General features: G+C 69.3%; 13 protein-coding genes. 6 read left to right on the top strand and 7 right to left on the bottom strand.

The genetic code is table 11. From position 1 onward, the window contains the following. Positions 1-221: 221 nt before the first annotated feature. Positions 222-947, bottom strand: a complete 726-nt coding sequence (locus ACFVM3_RS16230; RefSeq protein ID WP_378439409.1) for a flavin reductase family protein — start codon at positions 945-947, stop codon at positions 222-224. 254 nt (positions 948-1,201) lie between these two features. Between ACFVM3_RS16230 and ACFVM3_RS16225 the strand changes: the two genes are divergently transcribed. Further along, positions 1,202-3,271, top strand: coding sequence for an AMP-binding protein (locus tag ACFVM3_RS16225; protein WP_378439407.1), 2,070 nt, complete (start codon positions 1,202-1,204; stop codon positions 3,269-3,271). Between the two features lie 20 nt (positions 3,272-3,291). Here ACFVM3_RS16225 and ACFVM3_RS16220 read toward each other — a convergent pair whose 3' ends face one another. Further along, the gene (locus tag ACFVM3_RS16220; RefSeq protein WP_378439405.1) at positions 3,292-4,917 is read right to left on the bottom strand and encodes an AMP-binding protein; all 1,626 of its coding nucleotides are present in this window, start codon (positions 4,915-4,917) and stop codon (positions 3,292-3,294) included. A 107-nt stretch (positions 4,918-5,024) separates the two neighbouring features. Here ACFVM3_RS16220 and ACFVM3_RS16215 point away from each other — a divergent pair, with 107 nt between their 5' ends. Then, positions 5,025-5,840, top strand: a complete 816-nt coding sequence (locus tag ACFVM3_RS16215; RefSeq protein ID WP_378439403.1) for a response regulator transcription factor — start codon at positions 5,025-5,027, stop codon at positions 5,838-5,840. Positions 5,841-6,164: 324 nt separating this feature from the next. On the opposite strand, the gene ACFVM3_RS16210 is transcribed toward ACFVM3_RS16215, so the two are convergent. Together ACFVM3_RS16210 and ACFVM3_RS16205 are read right to left on the bottom strand one after the other, a co-directional pair. Then, a complete protein-coding gene (locus tag ACFVM3_RS16210; RefSeq protein WP_378439401.1) occupies positions 6,165-7,124 on the bottom strand; it encodes a DUF6528 family protein in 960 nt (319 codons plus the stop codon). A 77-nt stretch (positions 7,125-7,201) separates the two neighbouring features. Further along, positions 7,202-8,158, bottom strand: coding sequence for an Acg family FMN-binding oxidoreductase (locus ACFVM3_RS16205; protein ID WP_378439399.1), 957 nt, complete (start codon positions 8,156-8,158; stop codon positions 7,202-7,204). 159 nt (positions 8,159-8,317) lie between these two features. Between ACFVM3_RS16205 and ACFVM3_RS16200 the strand changes: the two genes are divergently transcribed. Then, entirely contained in the window at positions 8,318-8,614 is a 297-nt protein-coding gene (locus ACFVM3_RS16200; protein WP_378439397.1) for a dsRBD fold-containing protein, read from the top strand. A gap of 6 nt (positions 8,615-8,620) precedes the next feature. Here ACFVM3_RS16200 and ACFVM3_RS16195 read toward each other — a convergent pair whose 3' ends face one another. Then, a complete protein-coding gene (locus ACFVM3_RS16195; RefSeq protein WP_378439395.1) occupies positions 8,621-10,363 on the bottom strand; it encodes a GAF domain-containing sensor histidine kinase in 1,743 nt (580 codons plus the stop codon). A 129-nt stretch (positions 10,364-10,492) separates the two neighbouring features. Between ACFVM3_RS16195 and ACFVM3_RS16190 the strand changes: the two genes are divergently transcribed. Beyond that, a complete protein-coding gene (locus ACFVM3_RS16190; protein ID WP_378439393.1) occupies positions 10,493-11,470 on the top strand; it encodes an Acg family FMN-binding oxidoreductase in 978 nt (325 codons plus the stop codon). A 15-nt stretch (positions 11,471-11,485) separates the two neighbouring features. On the opposite strand, the gene ACFVM3_RS16185 is transcribed toward ACFVM3_RS16190, so the two are convergent. Next, the gene (locus ACFVM3_RS16185) at positions 11,486-12,118 is read right to left on the bottom strand and encodes a response regulator (protein ID WP_378439391.1); all 633 of its coding nucleotides are present in this window, start codon (positions 12,116-12,118) and stop codon (positions 11,486-11,488) included. A gap of 188 nt (positions 12,119-12,306) precedes the next feature. Between ACFVM3_RS16185 and ACFVM3_RS16180 the strand changes: the two genes are divergently transcribed. Both ACFVM3_RS16180 and ACFVM3_RS16175 read left to right on the top strand, forming a co-directional pair. Next, a complete protein-coding gene (locus ACFVM3_RS16180) occupies positions 12,307-12,612 on the top strand; it encodes an ANTAR domain-containing protein (RefSeq protein WP_378439389.1) in 306 nt (101 codons plus the stop codon). 71 nt (positions 12,613-12,683) lie between these two features. Then, a complete protein-coding gene (locus ACFVM3_RS16175) occupies positions 12,684-13,088 on the top strand; it encodes a response regulator transcription factor (RefSeq protein WP_378439387.1) in 405 nt (134 codons plus the stop codon). Positions 13,089-13,095: 7 nt separating this feature from the next. On the opposite strand, the gene ACFVM3_RS16170 is transcribed toward ACFVM3_RS16175, so the two are convergent. Beyond that, complete coding sequence (locus tag ACFVM3_RS16170) at positions 13,096-17,601, bottom strand: HAMP domain-containing protein (RefSeq protein WP_378439386.1); 4,506 nt, start codon at positions 17,599-17,601, stop codon at positions 13,096-13,098. Positions 17,602-17,620 lie beyond the last annotated feature (19 nt).

The following is a 17,620-nucleotide window of genomic DNA, read 5'->3' as shown; positions in this document are numbered from 1 at the left end:
GTGCGCGGGCTCGCCGATACCGAGGCCCCCGACGCCGTTCCGGCGCAGGCCCCCGCCGGAACGGATCGGGCCAACGGCGACCGTCCTCCCCTGGCCGCGGTCGCTCCGTCTCCTCGCGCGGAAGCACCGGAACCGTCGTGCGAACAGTCCACAATAGACGCGCAACCTCCTCGACCGGTGATTTCACCGGCGGAACTCGATTTCCTGCCGGCAGCGTCCTGTCAGTGCCGGCCGCCGCCGCTGGCCCCGTTCTCGTTCGCCCGCGACCGTTCGATGTCGGGCCCCCGGTAGAGCCGCTCCGGGATCCGCGCCAACGTCGACGGATGGACCTGCGGGCCGAGGCCGTAGAGCTTCTGGAAGCTCATGATCAGCGGCCGCCACCGGTCGGGGTCGATCCGGTCTTCGGTACCCGGCATCCGCACGTCGTCGTGGACGTGGACACGCTTCACGCGGACCTCGAACACGAGGACGCCGCCGCGCTGTTTCGGGTCGTCTTCCGCGAGCGGGTGGACGGCCTCGACGACGGCCTCCATCGTCACCGGGCATTCCGCGACACGCGGCGGCCGGACGGTCTCCGAGGGGACCGGGGTGAGCCCGGCGCGGGCGAACTTGTCCGGTTCGTGCCGATAGCCGCGTTCGTACTTGCGGGCCGGGACGGGATCCGACCCGGTGGTCAGCGCCAGCCTGTCGACGGCGGCGGCCAGCGCGTCGGAAGGGAGATTCAGAACACATTCACGGTTCCGCATGAGATTTTGCGACGTCTTCGCTTTCGCGCCCAGTCCGAGCATGCCCCGCCAGCCGAGCCAGAACGCCGACGACATCGGAGCCAGGTTCGGGGCACCTGCCTGGTCGACCGTGGAAATGAGCACCACCGGAGTGCCGAAGTAGAGGATTCCTGGCTCGATACGGGTATGCGCGGACTCGGCCGCCGTCGTAGTAGCTGTCACGTTCGCCAGCTTCGCCGCCTCGCGCGCCGGAGACCGGCGTAAATCGGACGTCGCGATCAACACCGTCGGCGGACGGCATCACGCCACGCGAACATCTACCCTTTCCGTGGTGGTTCCCCTTGGACGGACGCGAACGCGGTCGTTCGGAGTATTGCGTTCGGCCGATTGCTGGTAGGTTCGCCGAACTTGAACGACGAAGGAGGCGCCGGCAGCGGCCCGGTCAACACCCGAACGCGCGTGGTGAGGCGAATCGCATGCGAGACGATGTGGTCCAGGCGAGCTCGATTCTCGGGCATTCCCCCGGCCAGGTTTGGGAAGTGATCGGCGATCCCGAGTCCTACTCGAGGTTCGTCGCGGAGATCAGCTGGTGCGAGATCCAGCGCCCCGCCGAACGCGGGCGCGGTCCGAAATGCCTTGCCCGGCTGGAGCCGCGGCCGGGAACACTCGTCGTCGGTGACATCGAAGCCCGCGTCTGGCGGCCGGGCGAGCACGTCGTCTGGTGCGGCGTCGAGGACGACGGGAACTGGGTCTCGGTCGAGCTGCGGCAGGCTCCCGGAGGCGGCACGGAACTCATCGCTCAGCTGATGCTTCCGGCGCCGCACGCAAGTCTGGTGTCCGCCGCGTCCTTCAAACGCACCGTCCGCGCGACGGCCCGCCGGATCGATCTGCACCTTTCGGGCCGGGCGGCGTCGCCCGAGGAGGAACCGGCGCATACCAAGGCCACCACGCTGCACACGGCGAGCACGCTGATCAAGGCCGGGGTGCTCGCCGCCGCGCGACCGGACAAGATCGCCCGGCAGCTCACGTCGTTGTCGCAATGGGGCGCCACCGTCGCCGGCGGCTACTCGGCCAACGCCGCCCGCGTGCCGGACGACGTCGCGTTGCGCGACGAACGCAACGTCCGGACGTTCAAGCAGACGGCCGATCGCAGCAACCAGCTCGCGAACGCGCTCGCGGCCCGCGGAGTGCGCGCCCGCGACCGGATCGCCTTGCTGTGCCGCAACCACGCCGCGATGGTCGAGTCACTGATCGCGTGCAGCAAACTCGGGGCGGACGCGATCCTGCTCAACACCGGGCTTTCCGCCGGCGCGGTCGCCGACGTGATCGGGCTGCACGAACCGGTCGCGGTACTCGCCGACGACGAGTTCTCGCGGGTCATCGCCGGCATTCCCGGCGATTTCCTGCGGCTGTCCACCTGGCCGGAGACCGAGAACGGCTACCCGACGATCGATCAGCTGATCGCCGGGGTGCCCGCCACCAAACTCAAGCCGGTGGACCGGATCGGCAGGCTCGTCGTCCTCACATCGGGCACCACGGGCACCCCCAAAGGCGCGCGCCGCCCGACACCGAAGGGATTGTCGACGTCGGCCGCCATGCTCGACCGCATCCCGCTCCACTCCGGGGACCGGTTCGTGGTGGCCGCGCCGTTGTTCCACAGCTGGGGGCTCGCCGGTATGCAGATCGGGATGGCCGTGCGCGCGTCCTTGTCGCTGATCCGCCGGTTCGACGCCGAAGAGATCCTGAGGACCATCGCCGAACACCGCTGCGGTGTGCTGTTCGCCGTGCCCATCATGTTGCAGCGCATCCTCGATCTGCCGGAACGGGTCCGTGCCCGTTACGACCTGTCGTCGCTGCGGATCGTCGCCAGCAGCGGATCCGCGTTGCCGGGCCCGATCGTCACCGAGTTCATGGACACCTTCGGCGACGTGCTCTACAACTTCTACGGCTCCACCGAGGTTTCGTGGGCCAGCATCGCCACGCCCGAGGATCTGCGCGCCGCGCCGACCACCGCGGGCCGCTGCCCGCCCGGCACCCGCGTCGCGATCCTCGACGACGACCACAATCGTGTCCCGCCGGGCTGGGAGGGACAGATCTTCGTCGGCAACGACATGCTCTTCGAGGGCTACACCGACGGCGCCAGGGTTCCCCGCGCGGAGAACCTGATGGCGACCGGCGACGTCGGCTACCAGGACGCCGCCGGACGGCTCTTCGTCACCGGCCGGGCGGACGAGATGATCGTGTCCGGCGGGGAGAACGTGTCCCCTCGTCCGGTCGAGGAGGCCATCGCCGCCCTGCCCGGCGTCCACGAGGCCGCGGTGATCGGCGTGCCGGATCGCGAGTTCGGGCAACGGTTCGCCGCGTACATCGTGCCGAAACGCGGCGCCCGGATGAGCGCGGACGACGTCCGCGCCTACATCCACCACCGGCTGGCCCGTTTCGCGGTGCCGCGGGACGTGTACTTCGTCGAGGAGCTGCCCCGGAACGCGACCGGCAAGGTGCTCAAGCGGCTGCTGCGAGACGAAACCTGGCCGATCGAGCAATGAGCGCCGTGTTCCGCCTCTGATCACGCGTGTTGCGCGTTCGAGTGCCGCTCCCGCAGGAGAAACCGCTGGATCTTCCCGCTCGGTGTCTTGGGCAGCTCCGGCACGAAGTGCACCTCGCGCGGGTAGGCGTGCGCGGCGAACCGCGTCTTCACCAGTTGCTGCAGTTCGGTCGCCAGCGCCGCGTCGGCGGAGACACCGTCCCGGGCCACCACGTACGCGACGATCACCTCGCCCCGCAGCGCGTCCGGGACACCGACGACGGCGGACTCGGCCACCGCGGAATGCTGCTGCAGCACGCTTTCCACGTCGAACGGCCCGATCCGGTAACCCGCCATCAGGATGACGTCGTCGTCCCGCGAGGCGAAGGTCAGATACCCGTCGGCGTCCTTGGCGGCGACATCGCCCGTGTAGTACCAGCGACCGTCGGGGCTGAAGCGCGCGGCGGTGCGCTCGGGCGCGTCGCGGTAGCCGCGGAACCACAGGAGAGGGCTCGCGGGAAGGTCCAGGGCGACGCGGCCGCGCTCCCCCGGCTCCGCGACCACGTCGGAGTCCTCGCGGAGCACCTCCACGGCGAAACCCGGTAGCACCCGGCCCATCGAGCCCGGCCGGATCTCGGCGCGCAGATCCGGATGCCAGGCGTTACCCACCACCATGCCGAGTTCCGTCTGTCCATAGTGGTCATGGACGCCGACGCCCAGCTTCGATGACGCCCACTCCAGGACATCCGGAGTCAACGGTTCGCCCGCCGACGAGCAGTGCCGGAGGCGGAGATCGTCCGGCACAGGGGCGGCCGAGTTCCGGAGCGCGCGATATACCGTCGGCGCGGCGGCGAAGTTGGTGACACCGAACCGCTCCAGTACCGCCCACGTCAGTTCGGCGGAGAAACCCGCGTGCAGCAACAGACTCCGCCTGCCGGTCGCCATCGGCGTCATGATCGCGTAGTACAGACCGTAGGCCCAGCCAGGGTCGGCCGCGTTCCAGAAAACGTCGTCGGCGCGGACATCGAGCGCGAAGTCCTGGTAGGCCTGGAAACCCGCGAGCGCACGGAGCGGAATCGGGACGGCTTTAGGCGTTCCCGTGGTCCCGGACGTGAACAGCTCGACCAGGACCCCCGCCCCACCGGTCACCGCGGCTTCCGGCAGCGGCGCGGCGGCGGCCAGCATCTCCCGGAACGACAGATCGCCCGCCTCGCCGTCACCGACGACCACGATCCGCCGCGAAGGGTCGTCCGGCAGATCGGCGGACGGCGTCAGCTTCGAACGCTGACCGGCGTCGGCGATGACGACCTTCGTGTCGTTGCCGGTGACGCGCAGCGCGATGGCGGGTGGCGCGAACGCCGTGAACAGCGGGACGTGCACCGCGCCCAGCCGCCAGATCGCCAGCAATGCCACGACCAGCTCCGCGGACTTGCCCATCAACGTCGCGACCCGGTCTCCAGGCCCGACGCCGAGGTCGCGCAGGGCCCCGGCGAAGCGTTCCGACTGCTCGCGCAGCTCGCCGTAGGTGAGATCGTGGCTGGTCAGATCCGCTTCGACCACGGTGAACGCGACCGCCTCCGCCGGATGCCGGTCACACAACAGCGTCGCCGCACAGGCCCGCTCGTCGTCGTAGACCTCGAGCAACCGCCGGACGTGAGCTTCGGTCATCGTTTCTCCCGGGACCTTCCGAAGGCGTACAGTTCCGGAAATCGTGCGGGCGGGCCCGATCCGTCCACCACCCCCGATCGAGGGGGATCACCGAGGAGGGTGAGCCGATGCCGGTCGACGACGCCCAGCTCCTCGGCGCGGTCTCGGACCTGCGCCGGGACACCGGCCTGCCGGTCGGCTTCGCCGGGGTCGCCGGTGCCTCACCGCGGATGCGGCTGACCGCGTTCCTCGGCAACCGCGGCACCGCGCTGAACGGCCTGTCCGTCCGCGCGGGCTGTGGTCTCGGTGGCAAGGCGCTCGCGCTGACCCGGCCGGTGGTCGCCAACGACTACCACAGCGCCACCACGATCAGTCACGACTACGACGAGCCGGTCCGCGACGAAGGCATCCACTCGGTGGTCGCGATCCCCGTCGTCGTGCGCCGCCGTGTCCGCGCCGTGCTTTACGGCGGTCTGCGTGACGAGGCCACCCTCTCCGACCGGACGATCACCGCCGCCCTGCACGCCGCGCGCGATCTCGAACAGACGCTGGCTGTCGAGGACGAGATCGAAAAGCGGCTGGCGGAGGCACGGCCGCTGGCGGAGCATCGCGAGGAGGCCGCGCCGCGCGAACGGCTGCGCGAGGTCTACGGCGAGCTCCGGGCGCTCTCCGGCCAAATCACCGACAGCGTCCTCCGTGACCGCCTCGACGCGCTCTGCGGCAGCCTCGCCGGAGCGGCTCCCCCGGCGGTGCGCCTGGCGCCGCGGGAACTGGACACCGTCGCGCTCGTCGCGCTCGGCTTGACCAACGGCGAGATCGCGCACCGGCTGGGCCTGACCGCGGAGACGGTCAAGAGTTACCTGCGGGACGCCATGCGCAAACTCGACGCGACTTCACGGTTGCAGGCCGTCACGCACGCGCGGCGAATCGGCCTGCTCCCCTGACTTTCTCCCCGAACCGGCGGGTTCGCGTGACTCAACGGACGACACGCGTGATCCAGCGGACGACACGTGTGACTGGATGGACGACACGCGCACTGCGGAGCTCCGCCGCGAGTCGTCCAACCAGTCACGCGAAACCCGCCGCGGCTTCCCGCGAGCGGCGTATACCTCGAATGGGTCAACGCCGCCGGTTGAACGGACCGATTCACTCGGTCAGGTGAAAGACGCGGCCACGCGTCATTCTCGCGACAGGGTCCCCTCTTCTCTGGTGTGTCGGTACCGGCCGGGCAGCCCCCCGAACGGCCGGTACCGACATGGAAGTTCAGCTCAACCGATCCACCAGCGGGCCTTGTAGATCCACGCGCCGTGCAGCGCCAGCTCGGCGCGTGGAAAGGCCAGCCGGACGGTGTCCGTGCACCACGTGCACAGGTGACCTTCCTGCACCGAGGCGGTCAGGATCTGCCCGGTCCGCGGGTTCGTCGACACACTCTTCACATGCGGCCGGTCGATCTCCCGCGCGCCCGCGTAGTGCTGGGTGAACCCGCCACTCGTCTTCGAGAACTGGTACACCCCCGCTTCCGTGGTCACCCACAGCAGATCCGGCCTGCCCGGCACCGGCTGGAGGTCGTGTCCGCCCTTGCTCGGCACCGGCACGGAGAGCCGCTCGGTGAGCACAGGCGCGGCGGGCGTGCCGCCGACGTTCAACGCGACGAGCGCGTCGGTGCCCAGCGCCCACAACACGTTCCGTCCGGCGTCCCACACCACGCCGTGCGCGCCCACCAGCCGGTATTCCGTGTAGGTCGTCGAACGCTGCCCTTGCGAAGCGGTGTAGATCCGCACCCAGCCACCGGTGCTCGCCGCCACCGCGACATTCCCGTCCGGCAGCAGTTCGATGCTGTGCGGGTTGGCGGGACCGCCGACGTTCGCCGCCCAGTAGGCCCGGTCGCCCGCCGGATACGGCACGACAGCGGCGAAACCCCCGGACGCCGACGTCAGCAGATACTTCTCGCCACCTCGTTCGGCGAGCTTCGCGTCGCTCGGGTTGCTCCACGAACCCGCGAGGTCCGCCAGCCCGTTCGCGGCGTTCGGCGCCCACGCCCAGCTCACCTTCCGGTTCTGCCAGGACGCCCGGTCCGCGGGCAGGACCAGGATCCGCTTGGACGCCTGCTCGGTGATGACGATCGAACCGCGATCGCGGGCGCCCGCGTCCGCCACCGCCGGCGCGGACGCCGCGACCGAAAGGCCCACGACGGCCAGCGCCACCAAGGATTTCCGCATGATCTTCATAGGGAGACCGAACCCGCCCCGGGTGACGACCGGGTGGCGGCGGCCCGAAACGTGGATGTCGACGAGATGACCCCGGGTCAGAGGCTCGCCGCGGACCGCCGGAGCAGTACTTCGCCGACCTGGCGGCGGGCCGTCATCGGCACTGGACGGCCGTATCCGAAGCGCAACACGGTATGCGGCCGTCCGAGGTCGGCGAAGATCCGGTCCATCGCGGCCCGGGTCTCCGGGGTTTCGAACGGCCTGCCGACGAACGACGTCGCGAGGCCGGCGGCGGTCGCCGTCAGCAGGACCCGCTGCAGCACCATGCCCGCCCGAAGATCCGCGGCGGGCCCGCCGTCCGCGGTCAGTACCGCGCCGAGCACCGGCTCACCGCTCTCGCGCTCGGCGGCGCAGAACGACTCCTGCGCGGGAATGGAGTGGGGTGACGGCGGCCTGGTCGCTGCCGGGACGCCGTCCGGCGCGTGCGCCGTCCGCCGGGTCCACAACGCGACCTCCGCCTGGAACGCGCCGTTGCGCGCCTGCGCCGCCTCGGCCCGGTGCAGCACGCGCGCGACCGCGTTCGCCCGGTCACCGCGCCCGAACAGCTCCAGCAGCCCGCCTTCCACGAGCGCGGCCGCCCGCAACGTCGTCCGCGCCCACACGGGCACCGGCCGGTCCAGGAACGGGCGACGGTTCGTGTGACGACGGAAGACGACTTCGGCCAGCCTCCGCTCCTCCGGTGAGGAGAACCGGTCGCCCTCGATCTCGAGTTCGGCGAGCAGATCCGGCTCGTCCGGCTTCGGCACCGCCCGCAACGAAAGGGTCTTGCCGTTGGACCGCAACGAAATCATCAGGTTGAACATCGCCGCGCCGCACGAGAGCCGCGCCTCGCGGGCGTCCGGGTCGGCGATCCGGAGCACCCTGGTGCGGTCCAGCCACACCTCGATCCGGTCCCGGTCGGCGACGAACCGCCACGGCTGGGTGTTGAGCGGGGACGGCGCGCGGACGGCGGCCGCCACCGCCTGGTCGACATGGGTCGGCAACGGGATCTTCATCGTGGCCTCTCTCCGGAAGACGAGGGTTGGTCCACCTTCGGCCGGGGTACCCGGCGACCGCAGCGGCCGCCGGTCATGAATTCCGAGGACTTTCGCCCCCGATTCGCGGGAGCGAGGACCAAGGACCCTGTGCCACGAACGGCGGTGATGGGAGTCTCGATGACCGGAACGGAGCCGACGATGACGGACAAGTGGACGATCGACGTTTCCCTGCAGCACGAGCCGTATCGGGTACGCGCCGAAGCGTTGCTCCGGCTCGAAGACGGCGGCGAGTTCGTCGGTGTCGGCATCGCGGAGGCCGGGCTGAGAAACGGCTCGACCTCCCAGATCGGCTCCTATCTCGCGGTGACACGGGCGCTTTCGGACCTCACCGCGGAATTGCTGGAGACCGTCGCCTCCGACCTCGCCCGCTCGGTCGAAGTCGACGGGGTCCTCACCACGCAGTCGACGAACTGACCGCGGTCAGCGCAAGGGGGCGGACCACTCGACCCTGGTTCCGCCCCCTTCTTTCGTCTCCGCCAGGAAGGCCCCGCCCGCCCTTTCCGCGCGATCGCGCAGATTCCGCAGCCCGCCGGGCCCGTCCGGCGCCCCGGCGATCCCGATGCCGTCGTCGGTGACGACGATCCGCAGGATGTCGTCCTTCACCGCGACGCTCACCGAAACCCCGCTCGCCCGAGCATGGCGGACCACGTTGCCGACCGTTTCCCGCACCACCGCTTCGGCGTGTTCGGCGAAGGCGAGCGGAATCGAGTCGAGCGGCCCGGACAGGCTGACCGTCGGATGGGTGGGAGTGTCGTCGGTGAGTTCGGCGATCGAGTCGTAGAGCCGGTGCCGCAGCCGCACTCCCCGCTGGCCGGCCTCGCCGCCGTGGAGATCGAAGATCGCCGTACGGATCTCGTGCACGATCTCGTGCATCTGGTCGATGCTCTCGCCGATCCGCCGCCGCAGTTCCGGCGAGTCCGCGCGGCGGTGGGTGCTCTGCAGGGCGAGCCCGACCGCGAACAACCGCTGGATCACGTGGTCGTGCAGATCTCTGGCGATCCGGTCACGGTCGGCGAGCACGTCGAGTTCCCTGGCCGTGCGCTGCCGCGCCGCCAGTTGCAGCGCGAGCGCGGCCTGGTCGGCGAACGAGGCCACCACCGGCAACTGGGCGAGCTCGAACGGGACGGCGCCCGGGTTCCGCACCGCCATCAGCACGCCGGAGGTCCGCTCTCGCGCCCGGAGCGGCACCACGAGCGTCGGGCCGAGGCAGAACTCCCCGTCGTCGCCGAGCACGAGGTCGGGCACGCTGCGCGGGGTCCGGTCGCGGTAGACCGCCCCCGGCAACGAGGTGGCGACACCGATCCGCGCGCCGGTCAGCTCCGCCGCCCGCGCACCCGCGCAGACGGCGATGGTGAGTTCGTCGGCCTCGTCCTCCCCGTCCGGGCTTACGTCGAGCCGCCCGGGGCCGGGCAGCGCCAGCAGGGTGAGGTCGGAACCGGTGAGTTCGAGTGCCCGGCCCGCGATGAGGTTGAGCGCGTCGACCGGATCGGTGCCGCCCAGCAGTTCCGTGGTCACCTCGCTGGTCGCGGCCTGCCACCGCTGGCGGATCCGCGTCTGCTCGTAGAGATGGGCGTTCTCGATCGCGATCCCGGCCGCGGCGGCGAGTGCCTGGACGACCACCTCGTCGTCCTCGGTGAAACCCTCCCCGCGTTTCTCGGTGAGGTAGAGATTTCCGAACACCTCGTCGCGCACCCGGATCGGGACCCCGAGGAACGAGCGCATCGGCGGATGGCATGGCGGGAATCCGACCGACGCGGGATGCGCCGAGATGTCGGCCAGCCGCACCGGCTTCGCCTCGTCGATGACGAAACCCAGCAGCCCGTGCCCTTTCGGGAGATGCCCGATCTGTTGCTTCGTCTCGCCGTCGATGCCGAGATAGACGAATTCGGCGAGCGATCCGTCGTCGGCGATCACCCCGAGCGCGCCGTAAGCGGCTTCGCCGAGTTCGATCGCCGCCTGCACTATGCGGCGCAGCGTCGCGTCCAGTTCCAGCCCCGACGCGACCGCGAGCACCGCTTCGAGCAGGCCGTCCATCTTGTCGCGGGTGCCGATGAGCCGTTCGATGCGGTCCTGCAGATCCCGCAGCACCTCACGAATCCGCAGCTGGGAAAGGGCGCCGGTGATCCGGTCGTCGCTTCCGCCCAGCCGGTCATGAGCCGACATCCTGCTGCGCCTCCGAAGATCGGGACGAGTCGCGGCCGTGGTGACTTTCTCCTCTTTCGGCCCCGCACCGCGGGCGGGGACCGTCCATGAGACAACCTTATTGCCCGTGGCGCGGCGGCGGGGGAAACCATGACCATACAAGTCACCCGGGTCGGACGTTTGAACTCCGAACAGGTGAATTCCGTGCTCCGGTCGGCGACGCTGGCCCCGTCCACGCACAACACCCAGCCGTGGCTCTTCCGGTGCACCGGCACCGGGATCGAAGTCCACGCCGATCCGCGCCGGATCCTGACGGCCACGGATCCGGACGGCCGGGAAATCGTTCTCTCGTGCGGTGCCGCCCTGTTCACCCTCCGGACGGCGATTCACGCACTGGGCTTCCATCCGGCGACGACCCTGATGCCGAGCCGCGCCGATCCCGATCTGCTGGCCGTCGTCCGCCCGCACGCCGAGCGCACCCCGGATCCGAAGGTCGTCCGGCTGGCCCGCGCGATCCCGCGGCGCCGGACCAACCGGCGGCCGTTCGTATCCGACGCCGTCCCGAAAACCACGCTCACCGCGCTCCGCCACGCGACCGAACTCGAGCACGCGTGGATGTCGAGCCTCGACGCCGAACAGTGCGGGCTGCTGCGAGACCTCACCGCCCGTGCCCGCCGCGAGCAACTCGCCGACCCCGCGTTCCTCGCCGAACTCGGCCGCTGGACCGGCCGGAGCGCGAGCGCTCGCGACGGGGTGCCGTCCTACGCGATGGAGGGCTCCCCCGCCGACGAAAGCTGGCTCCTCGACGGCGTCGGCCAAGCTCACGACGGCACGCCGGCCTCCCCGCTCGTGGTGGTGATCGGGTCGCTGACCGACGAACGGCTCGACCGGTTGCAGGCAGGCCAGGCGCTGCAACGGGTCCTGCTGACCGCGACCTGCGCGGGCCTGGACGCGTCGTTCATCTCGCCGCCGATCATGGTCCGCGGGGCCCGCGCCGAACTCCGGCGTCTCCTCGGCTGCGGCGTGTGGCCGCAGGTGCTGCTGCGAGTCGGCTACGGGTCGCCGCTGCCGTGGACGCCGCGCCGTCCGCTGGAAGACATGCTGCTCGACACTCTCATTTCCGCTTGAGTCAGGCCGGAGGGTTCACTGCCGCCGCAGTTCCGTGGCCAGCACCGCCGCCTGAGTCCGCCGCTGCATCCCGAGTTTCGTCAGCAGCCGGGACACGTAGTTCTTCACGGTCTTCTCCGCGAGGAACATCCGCTCCGCGATCTGCCGGTTGGTCAGTCCCTCGCCGATCAGTTCCAGCAGGGTGCGTTCCTGATCGGAAAGCCCGGCGAGCGGCCCTTTCTTGGCTGCGTCGTCGCGGAACTTCGCCATCAGCGTCGCGGCGGCCCGCGTGTCCAGCAACGACCGGCCCATGCCGACCTCCTTGACCGCCGCCACCAGGTCCATCCCCCGGATGTCCTTGATGACGTAACCGCTCGCGCCCGCCATGATCGCGTCCAGCATCGCCTGCTCGTCGGTGTAGGAGGTGAGCATCAGGCATTTCAGCTCGGGCATCTTGGAGCGCAGTTCCCTGGCGAGCTCGACGCCGTTGCCGTCCGGCAGCCGCACGTCGAGGACGGCGACATCCGGCCGCAGGGCCGGAATCCTCGCCAGCGCCTGGGAAAACGTGGCGGCCTGCCCGACGACGCACAGGTCGGCGTCCTCTTCGAGCATGTCCGCCACCCCTCGACGGACCACCTCGTGGTCGTCGACCAGAAACACCCGGAGCATTCCGACCTCCACGGTTTCCCTCCTCGGATGTGAGCGTACGGCGCACGGCCGGTCACTGCGACAGGCCAAAGGGCCCTGTTCGGCGCCCGTTCGAGTGGCGGCCGCCGACCGGACCAGGTTCATTTGCATCATTCGAGTCAGGACGTTCTGTTCTTCCGGAGCAGTCCGGCCGCTGCGACGATCACCCCATGTCCGAGACCATGTATTCGACGGCCCCCGAGGCCGGGTCCCCCGACCCGGCCGACGACCTCGTGGCCATGCGCGACCGCGTCCGCTTCTATCGGGCCCGCGCCGAGCAACTCCAGTACGCGCTCGACCACCGGCTTCCCATCGAACAGGCGAAGGGAATCCTCGCCGAGCGTTACCAGATCGACATCGACGCGGCGTTCGAACTGCTGCGTTCGTTCTGCCGCAACAACAACATGAAGATCCACGACGTCGCCAGGACGCTCATCGAGCAGCCCAGCGAGGGCGACCGCCGGATCTCTTGCTGAGTCACGCCAAGTTCGGCGGGGGGCCCGCGACCACCACCGGAGCCGCAGACCACGCGGGCTCGGACCGGGCCATGAACCGAACGCCGCCCCCCAGACTCAGGGTCCTCGTCGCGGACGACAACCCGGTCATCGGCGACGCCCTGCGCGCCCTCCTCGAATCCGAACCGGACATCGAAGTGGTCGCCGTCGCGCTCGACGCCGGTGAAGCGGTCGCGCTTGCGGAGCTGCTGACCCCGGAGGTCGCCCTGCTGGACGTGCGGATCCCCGGCGGAGGCGGTGCGTGGATGGCGCGGGAGATCCGCCGCCGGGTGCCCCACACGCGGCTGATGGCGTTCTCCGCGCACAGCGACACCCGGTCCATCGCCCAGATGGCGTCCGCGGGCGTCACCGAATACCTCGTGAAGGGCAGCCCCAACACGGAGATCGTCGCGGCCATCCGCCGCGTCTGCGCGAACAGCGCCAACGGGACCGAGTGACCGCCGCTCAGTCCGCGAGCCAGCGTTCCATACAGGCCAGTAGTTCCTCCGCGTTCACGGGTTTGGTGACGTAATCGCTCGCGCCGGCGGCCAGGCTCTTCTCCCGGTCCCCTTCCATCGCTTTCGCGGTCACCGTGATGATCGGCAGGCCGGCGAACTTCGGCATCTCGCGGATCGCCGCGGTCGTCGCGTGGCCGTCCATCTCCGGCATCATCACGTCCATCAGGATCAGGTCGATGCCGTCGTCGGCCAGCAGTTCCTCGATGCCCTTGCGGCCGTTGGGCGCGTGCACGACCGAAAGTCCGTGCAGTTCGAGCATCCCCGAGATCGCGTACACGTTGCGGGGGTCGTCGTCGACGAGCAGGACCTTGCGGCCCCGCAGCCGCGGCGGGCCGGCGGGCGGGCCGGACGACTGGTCGTCCGGCGACGGCACCGTCACCTCCGGCTGCTGCATCAGTGGGAGGATTCCTTCGAGTTCGCTGGCCGAGATGTGCAGCATGATGCGTTCCCGCAGCATGTCCAGCGACGGCAGCAACTCGACCGGATGCACCTTCGCGTGCCCGTGCAGCAACCGCTCCTGCGCCGCGCTGAGCTTGCGGGTCGCGTACGCCAGCACCGGGACCTCGACGGGATCCGGCCCCTCGGAGAGCCGCTTGAGGAAGCTCAGCGCGCTCGTCCCGGGAATGCTGGTGTCGAGGACGACGCAGCGGTAGCTCTCCCGCTTCACTTCCTCGAACGCCTCCGCCGGATCGGCCACCGCCCGGACCTGGACCGAGCCATGGCTGTCCGCGACGTCGGCCGCGACACCGCGGGAGAGCAAGGTCAGCAGACTGTTCCGCTCGCCCTCCACGACCAGGACCCGCCGCTCCGCGCCCGCGGCGTCCACAGTGGACTCGTCGGGATTCGCGGGCGCGGCGAACCTGGCCACCGGCAGGTAGAGGGTGAACGTGCTACCCCTCCCCAGCACACTGTCCGCCCGGATTTCACCGCCGAGCAGGTACGCGACCTCACGGCTGATCGACAGGCCGAGCCCGGTGCCGCCGTACTTGCGGCTGGTGGTGCCGTCGGCCTGCTGGAAGGCCCCGAAGATCGATTCCAGGTTCTCCTCGGCGATCCCGATTCCGGTGTCGATGACGCTGAAGGCCACCAGTGATTCGTGCGGGAGCGCCCCCGAAGGCGAAACGACGGTGTCGACCAGTTTGACCCGCAGTTCGACGCTGCCGTCTTCGGTGAACTTGACCGCGTTCGACAGCAGGTTCCGCAGCACCTGCCGCAGCCGCTGCTCGTCGGTGAAGAGCAGTTCCGGCACGTTCGGTTCGACGGTGACCTGGAAGTCGAGCCCCTTCTCCGCGGTCAGCGGGCGGAAGGTCGTGCCGACGTAGTCGAGCAGCTGACGCAGCGGGAACGGCTCGTGGTGGATGTCCATCTTGCCCGCCTCGACCTTCGACAGGTCGAGGATGTCGTTGATCAGCTGCAGCAGGTCGGTGCCCGCGGACTGGATCACCTTGGCGAACTCGACCTGTTTGGGCGTCAGGTTCTGCGTCGAGTTCTGCGAGAGGACCCCGGCGAGGATCAGCAGGCTGGTCAACGGCGTACGGAGTTCGTGCGACATGTTCGCCAGGAACTCCGACTTGTACTTCGATGCCAGTGCGAGCTGCTGCGCACGTTCTTCGATTTCCTGGCGCGCCTGCTCGATTTCGAAGTTCTTCACCTCGATGTCGCGGTTCTGCCGCGCGAGGAGTTCGGCCTTCTCCTCCAGTTCCGCGTTGGACACCTGGAGCTTCGCCTGCTGCGCCTGGAGTTCCTCCGAGCGGGCCTGGAGCTCCTCGGCGAGCCGCTGGGACTCCTCCAGCAGCGAGTCGGTCCGCGCGTTGGCGATGATCGTGTTGACGTTGACCCCGATGGTCTCCATCAGTTGTTCGAGGAAATCCTTGCGGACGGCGGTGAATTCGCCGAACGACGCCAGTTCGATGACACCGAGCACCTGGTCCTCGAAGACGATCGGCAACACGATCAGGGTGACCGGCGGGGCGGAGCCGAGGCTCGACGAGATCTTCACGAAACCCGGTGGCGTCCGGTCGACCACGATCGGTTTCTTGGTCTGCGCGGCCTGGCCGATCAACGACTGCCCCATCGCGAAATCCGTGGGCGTGTCCGGGTCCTCGCTGTGCCCGTAGCTGGTGATCAGCCGCAGGCGGGTGCCGTCTTCCCCGGATTCGGTGAGGAACAGCGTCCCGTGCTGGGCGCCGACCAGCGGGGTCAGCTCGTTCATGATGAGCGTGGCCACCACCCGCAGGTCCCGGTGACCCTGCATCAGGCCGGAGATCCGCGCCAGATTGCTGTTGAGCCAGTCCTGTTCCTCGTTCGCCCGCGTGGTCTCGCGCAGCGACTGCACCATCGCGTTGATGTTGTCCTTCAGCTCCGCGACCTCGCCCTGCGCCTCGACCGAGATCGACCGCGTGAGGTCACCGGTGGCCACCGCGCTGGTGACCTCGGCGATCGCCCTGACCTGGCGGGTCAGGTTGCCCGCCAGCTCGTTGACGTTCTCCGTCAGCCGCTTCCAGGTGCCCGAAACGCCTTCGACCTCGGCCTGGCCGCCAAGCCGCCCCTCGCTGCCGACCTCGCGCGCGACGCGGGTGACCTCCGCGGCGAACGCGGAGAGCTGGTCGACCATCGTGTTGATGGTGGTCTTGAGCTCCAGGATCTCGCCGCGGGCGTCGACGTCGATCTTGCGGGACAGGTCGCCCTGCGCGACCGCGGTGGTCACCTGGGCGATGTTGCGGACCTGTCCGGTGAGGTTGTTCGCCATCGAGTTGACGTTGTCGGTGAGGTCCTTCCAGGTCCCGGCGACGTTCGGCACCCTGGCCTGCCCGCCGAGGATGCCCTCGGTGCCGACCTCGCGCGCCACGCGCGTGACCTCGTCCGCGAAGGCCGACAGCGTGTCGACCATGGTGTTGATCGTCTGCGCGAGCGCGGCGACCTCGCCCTTGGCCTCGACGGTGATCTTCTGCGACAGATCGCCCCTGGCGACCGCGGTCGCGACCTGGGCGATGGAACGCACCTGGTCGGTCAGGTTGTCCGCCATGACATTGACGGACTCGGTCAAGCCCTTCCACGTCCCCGACACACCCTTGACGTCCGCCTGACCACCCAACCGCCCCTCGGTACCGACCTCACGCGCGACTCGCGTGACCTCATCGGCGAACGACGACAACTGGCCGACCATCGTGTTGATGGTGTCCTTGAGTTCCAGGATCTCGCCGCGGGCGTCGACGCGGATCTTCTGCGACAGGTCGCCCTTCGCCACCGCCGTGGTGACCTCGGCGATCGAACGCACCTGATCGGTCAGGTTGTCCGCCATGACATTGACGGACTCGGTCAAGCCCTTCCAGGTACCCGACACACCCTTGACGTCCGCCTGACCACCCAACCGCCCCTCGGTACCGACCTCACGCGCCACCCGGGTGACCTCATCGGCGAAGGACGACAACTGATCCACCATCGTGTTGATCGTGTTCTTCAACTCCAGGATCTCGCCCCGCGCGTCCACGGTGATCTTCTGCGACAGGTCACCTTTCGCGACCGCCGTGGCCACCTGGGCGATGGAGCGGACCTGCGCGGTGAGGTTGCCCGCCATGAAGTTCACCGACGTCGTCAGGTCTCGCCAGGTGCCGGCCACCCCGGGCACCTGCGCCTGGCCGCCGAGCGCACCTTCGGTGCCGACCTCACGCGCCACCCGCGTGACCTCATCGGCGAACGACGACAACTGATCCACCATCGTGTTGATCGTGTTCTTCAACTCCAGGATCTCGCCCCGCGCGTCGACCGTGATCTTCTGCGACAGATCACCCTTCGCCACCGCCGTCGTGACTTCGGCGATCGACCGCACCTGATCGGTCAGGTTGCCCGCCATGAAGTTCACCGACGTCGTCAGATCCCGCCAGGTCCCCGCCACCCCTGGGACTTCCGCCTGCCCGCCCAGCCGTCCTTCGCTGCCGACCTCACGCGCGACCCGCGTGACCTCGTCCGCGAAGGACGACAACTGATCCACCATCGTGTTGATCGTGTTCTTCAACTCGAGCATCTCGCCCTTGACGTCGACGGTGATCTTCTGTGACAGGTCACCCTTCGCCACCGCGGTCGCGACCTCGGCGATATCGCGGACCTGGCCGGTGAGGTTGCCGGCCATCGCGTTCACCGAATCGGTGAGGTCCTTCCAGGTCCCCGAAACCGAGGGCACCGCCGCCTGGCCGCCGAGCTTCCCGTCGGTCCCCACCTCGCGCGCGACTCGGGTGACCTCGGAGGTGAACAACGCCAGCTGATCGACCATCCCGTTGAAGACGAGCGCCATCTCGTCCATCAGGACGTCGTCCACCTGGGGCAGCCGGGTGCTGAAATCGCCATCGCGAACGGCTTTCAGGCCTTCCAACAGCCGCTGGAGGCCTTGGTCGTCGATCGCCCCGCCCACCCGGACCGGCTCTCTCGGTCCGCGCTTGCTTCCCGGTTCCGGCATCGAAATGCCTCCTTGTCCT

It is taken from the genome of Amycolatopsis sp. NPDC057786 (assembly GCF_042797905.1).
GTDB lineage: Bacteria > Actinomycetota > Actinomycetes > Mycobacteriales > Pseudonocardiaceae > Amycolatopsis.
Note: the sequence above shows the minus strand (reverse complement) of the source record. Positions and strands in the feature narration are given on the sequence as shown.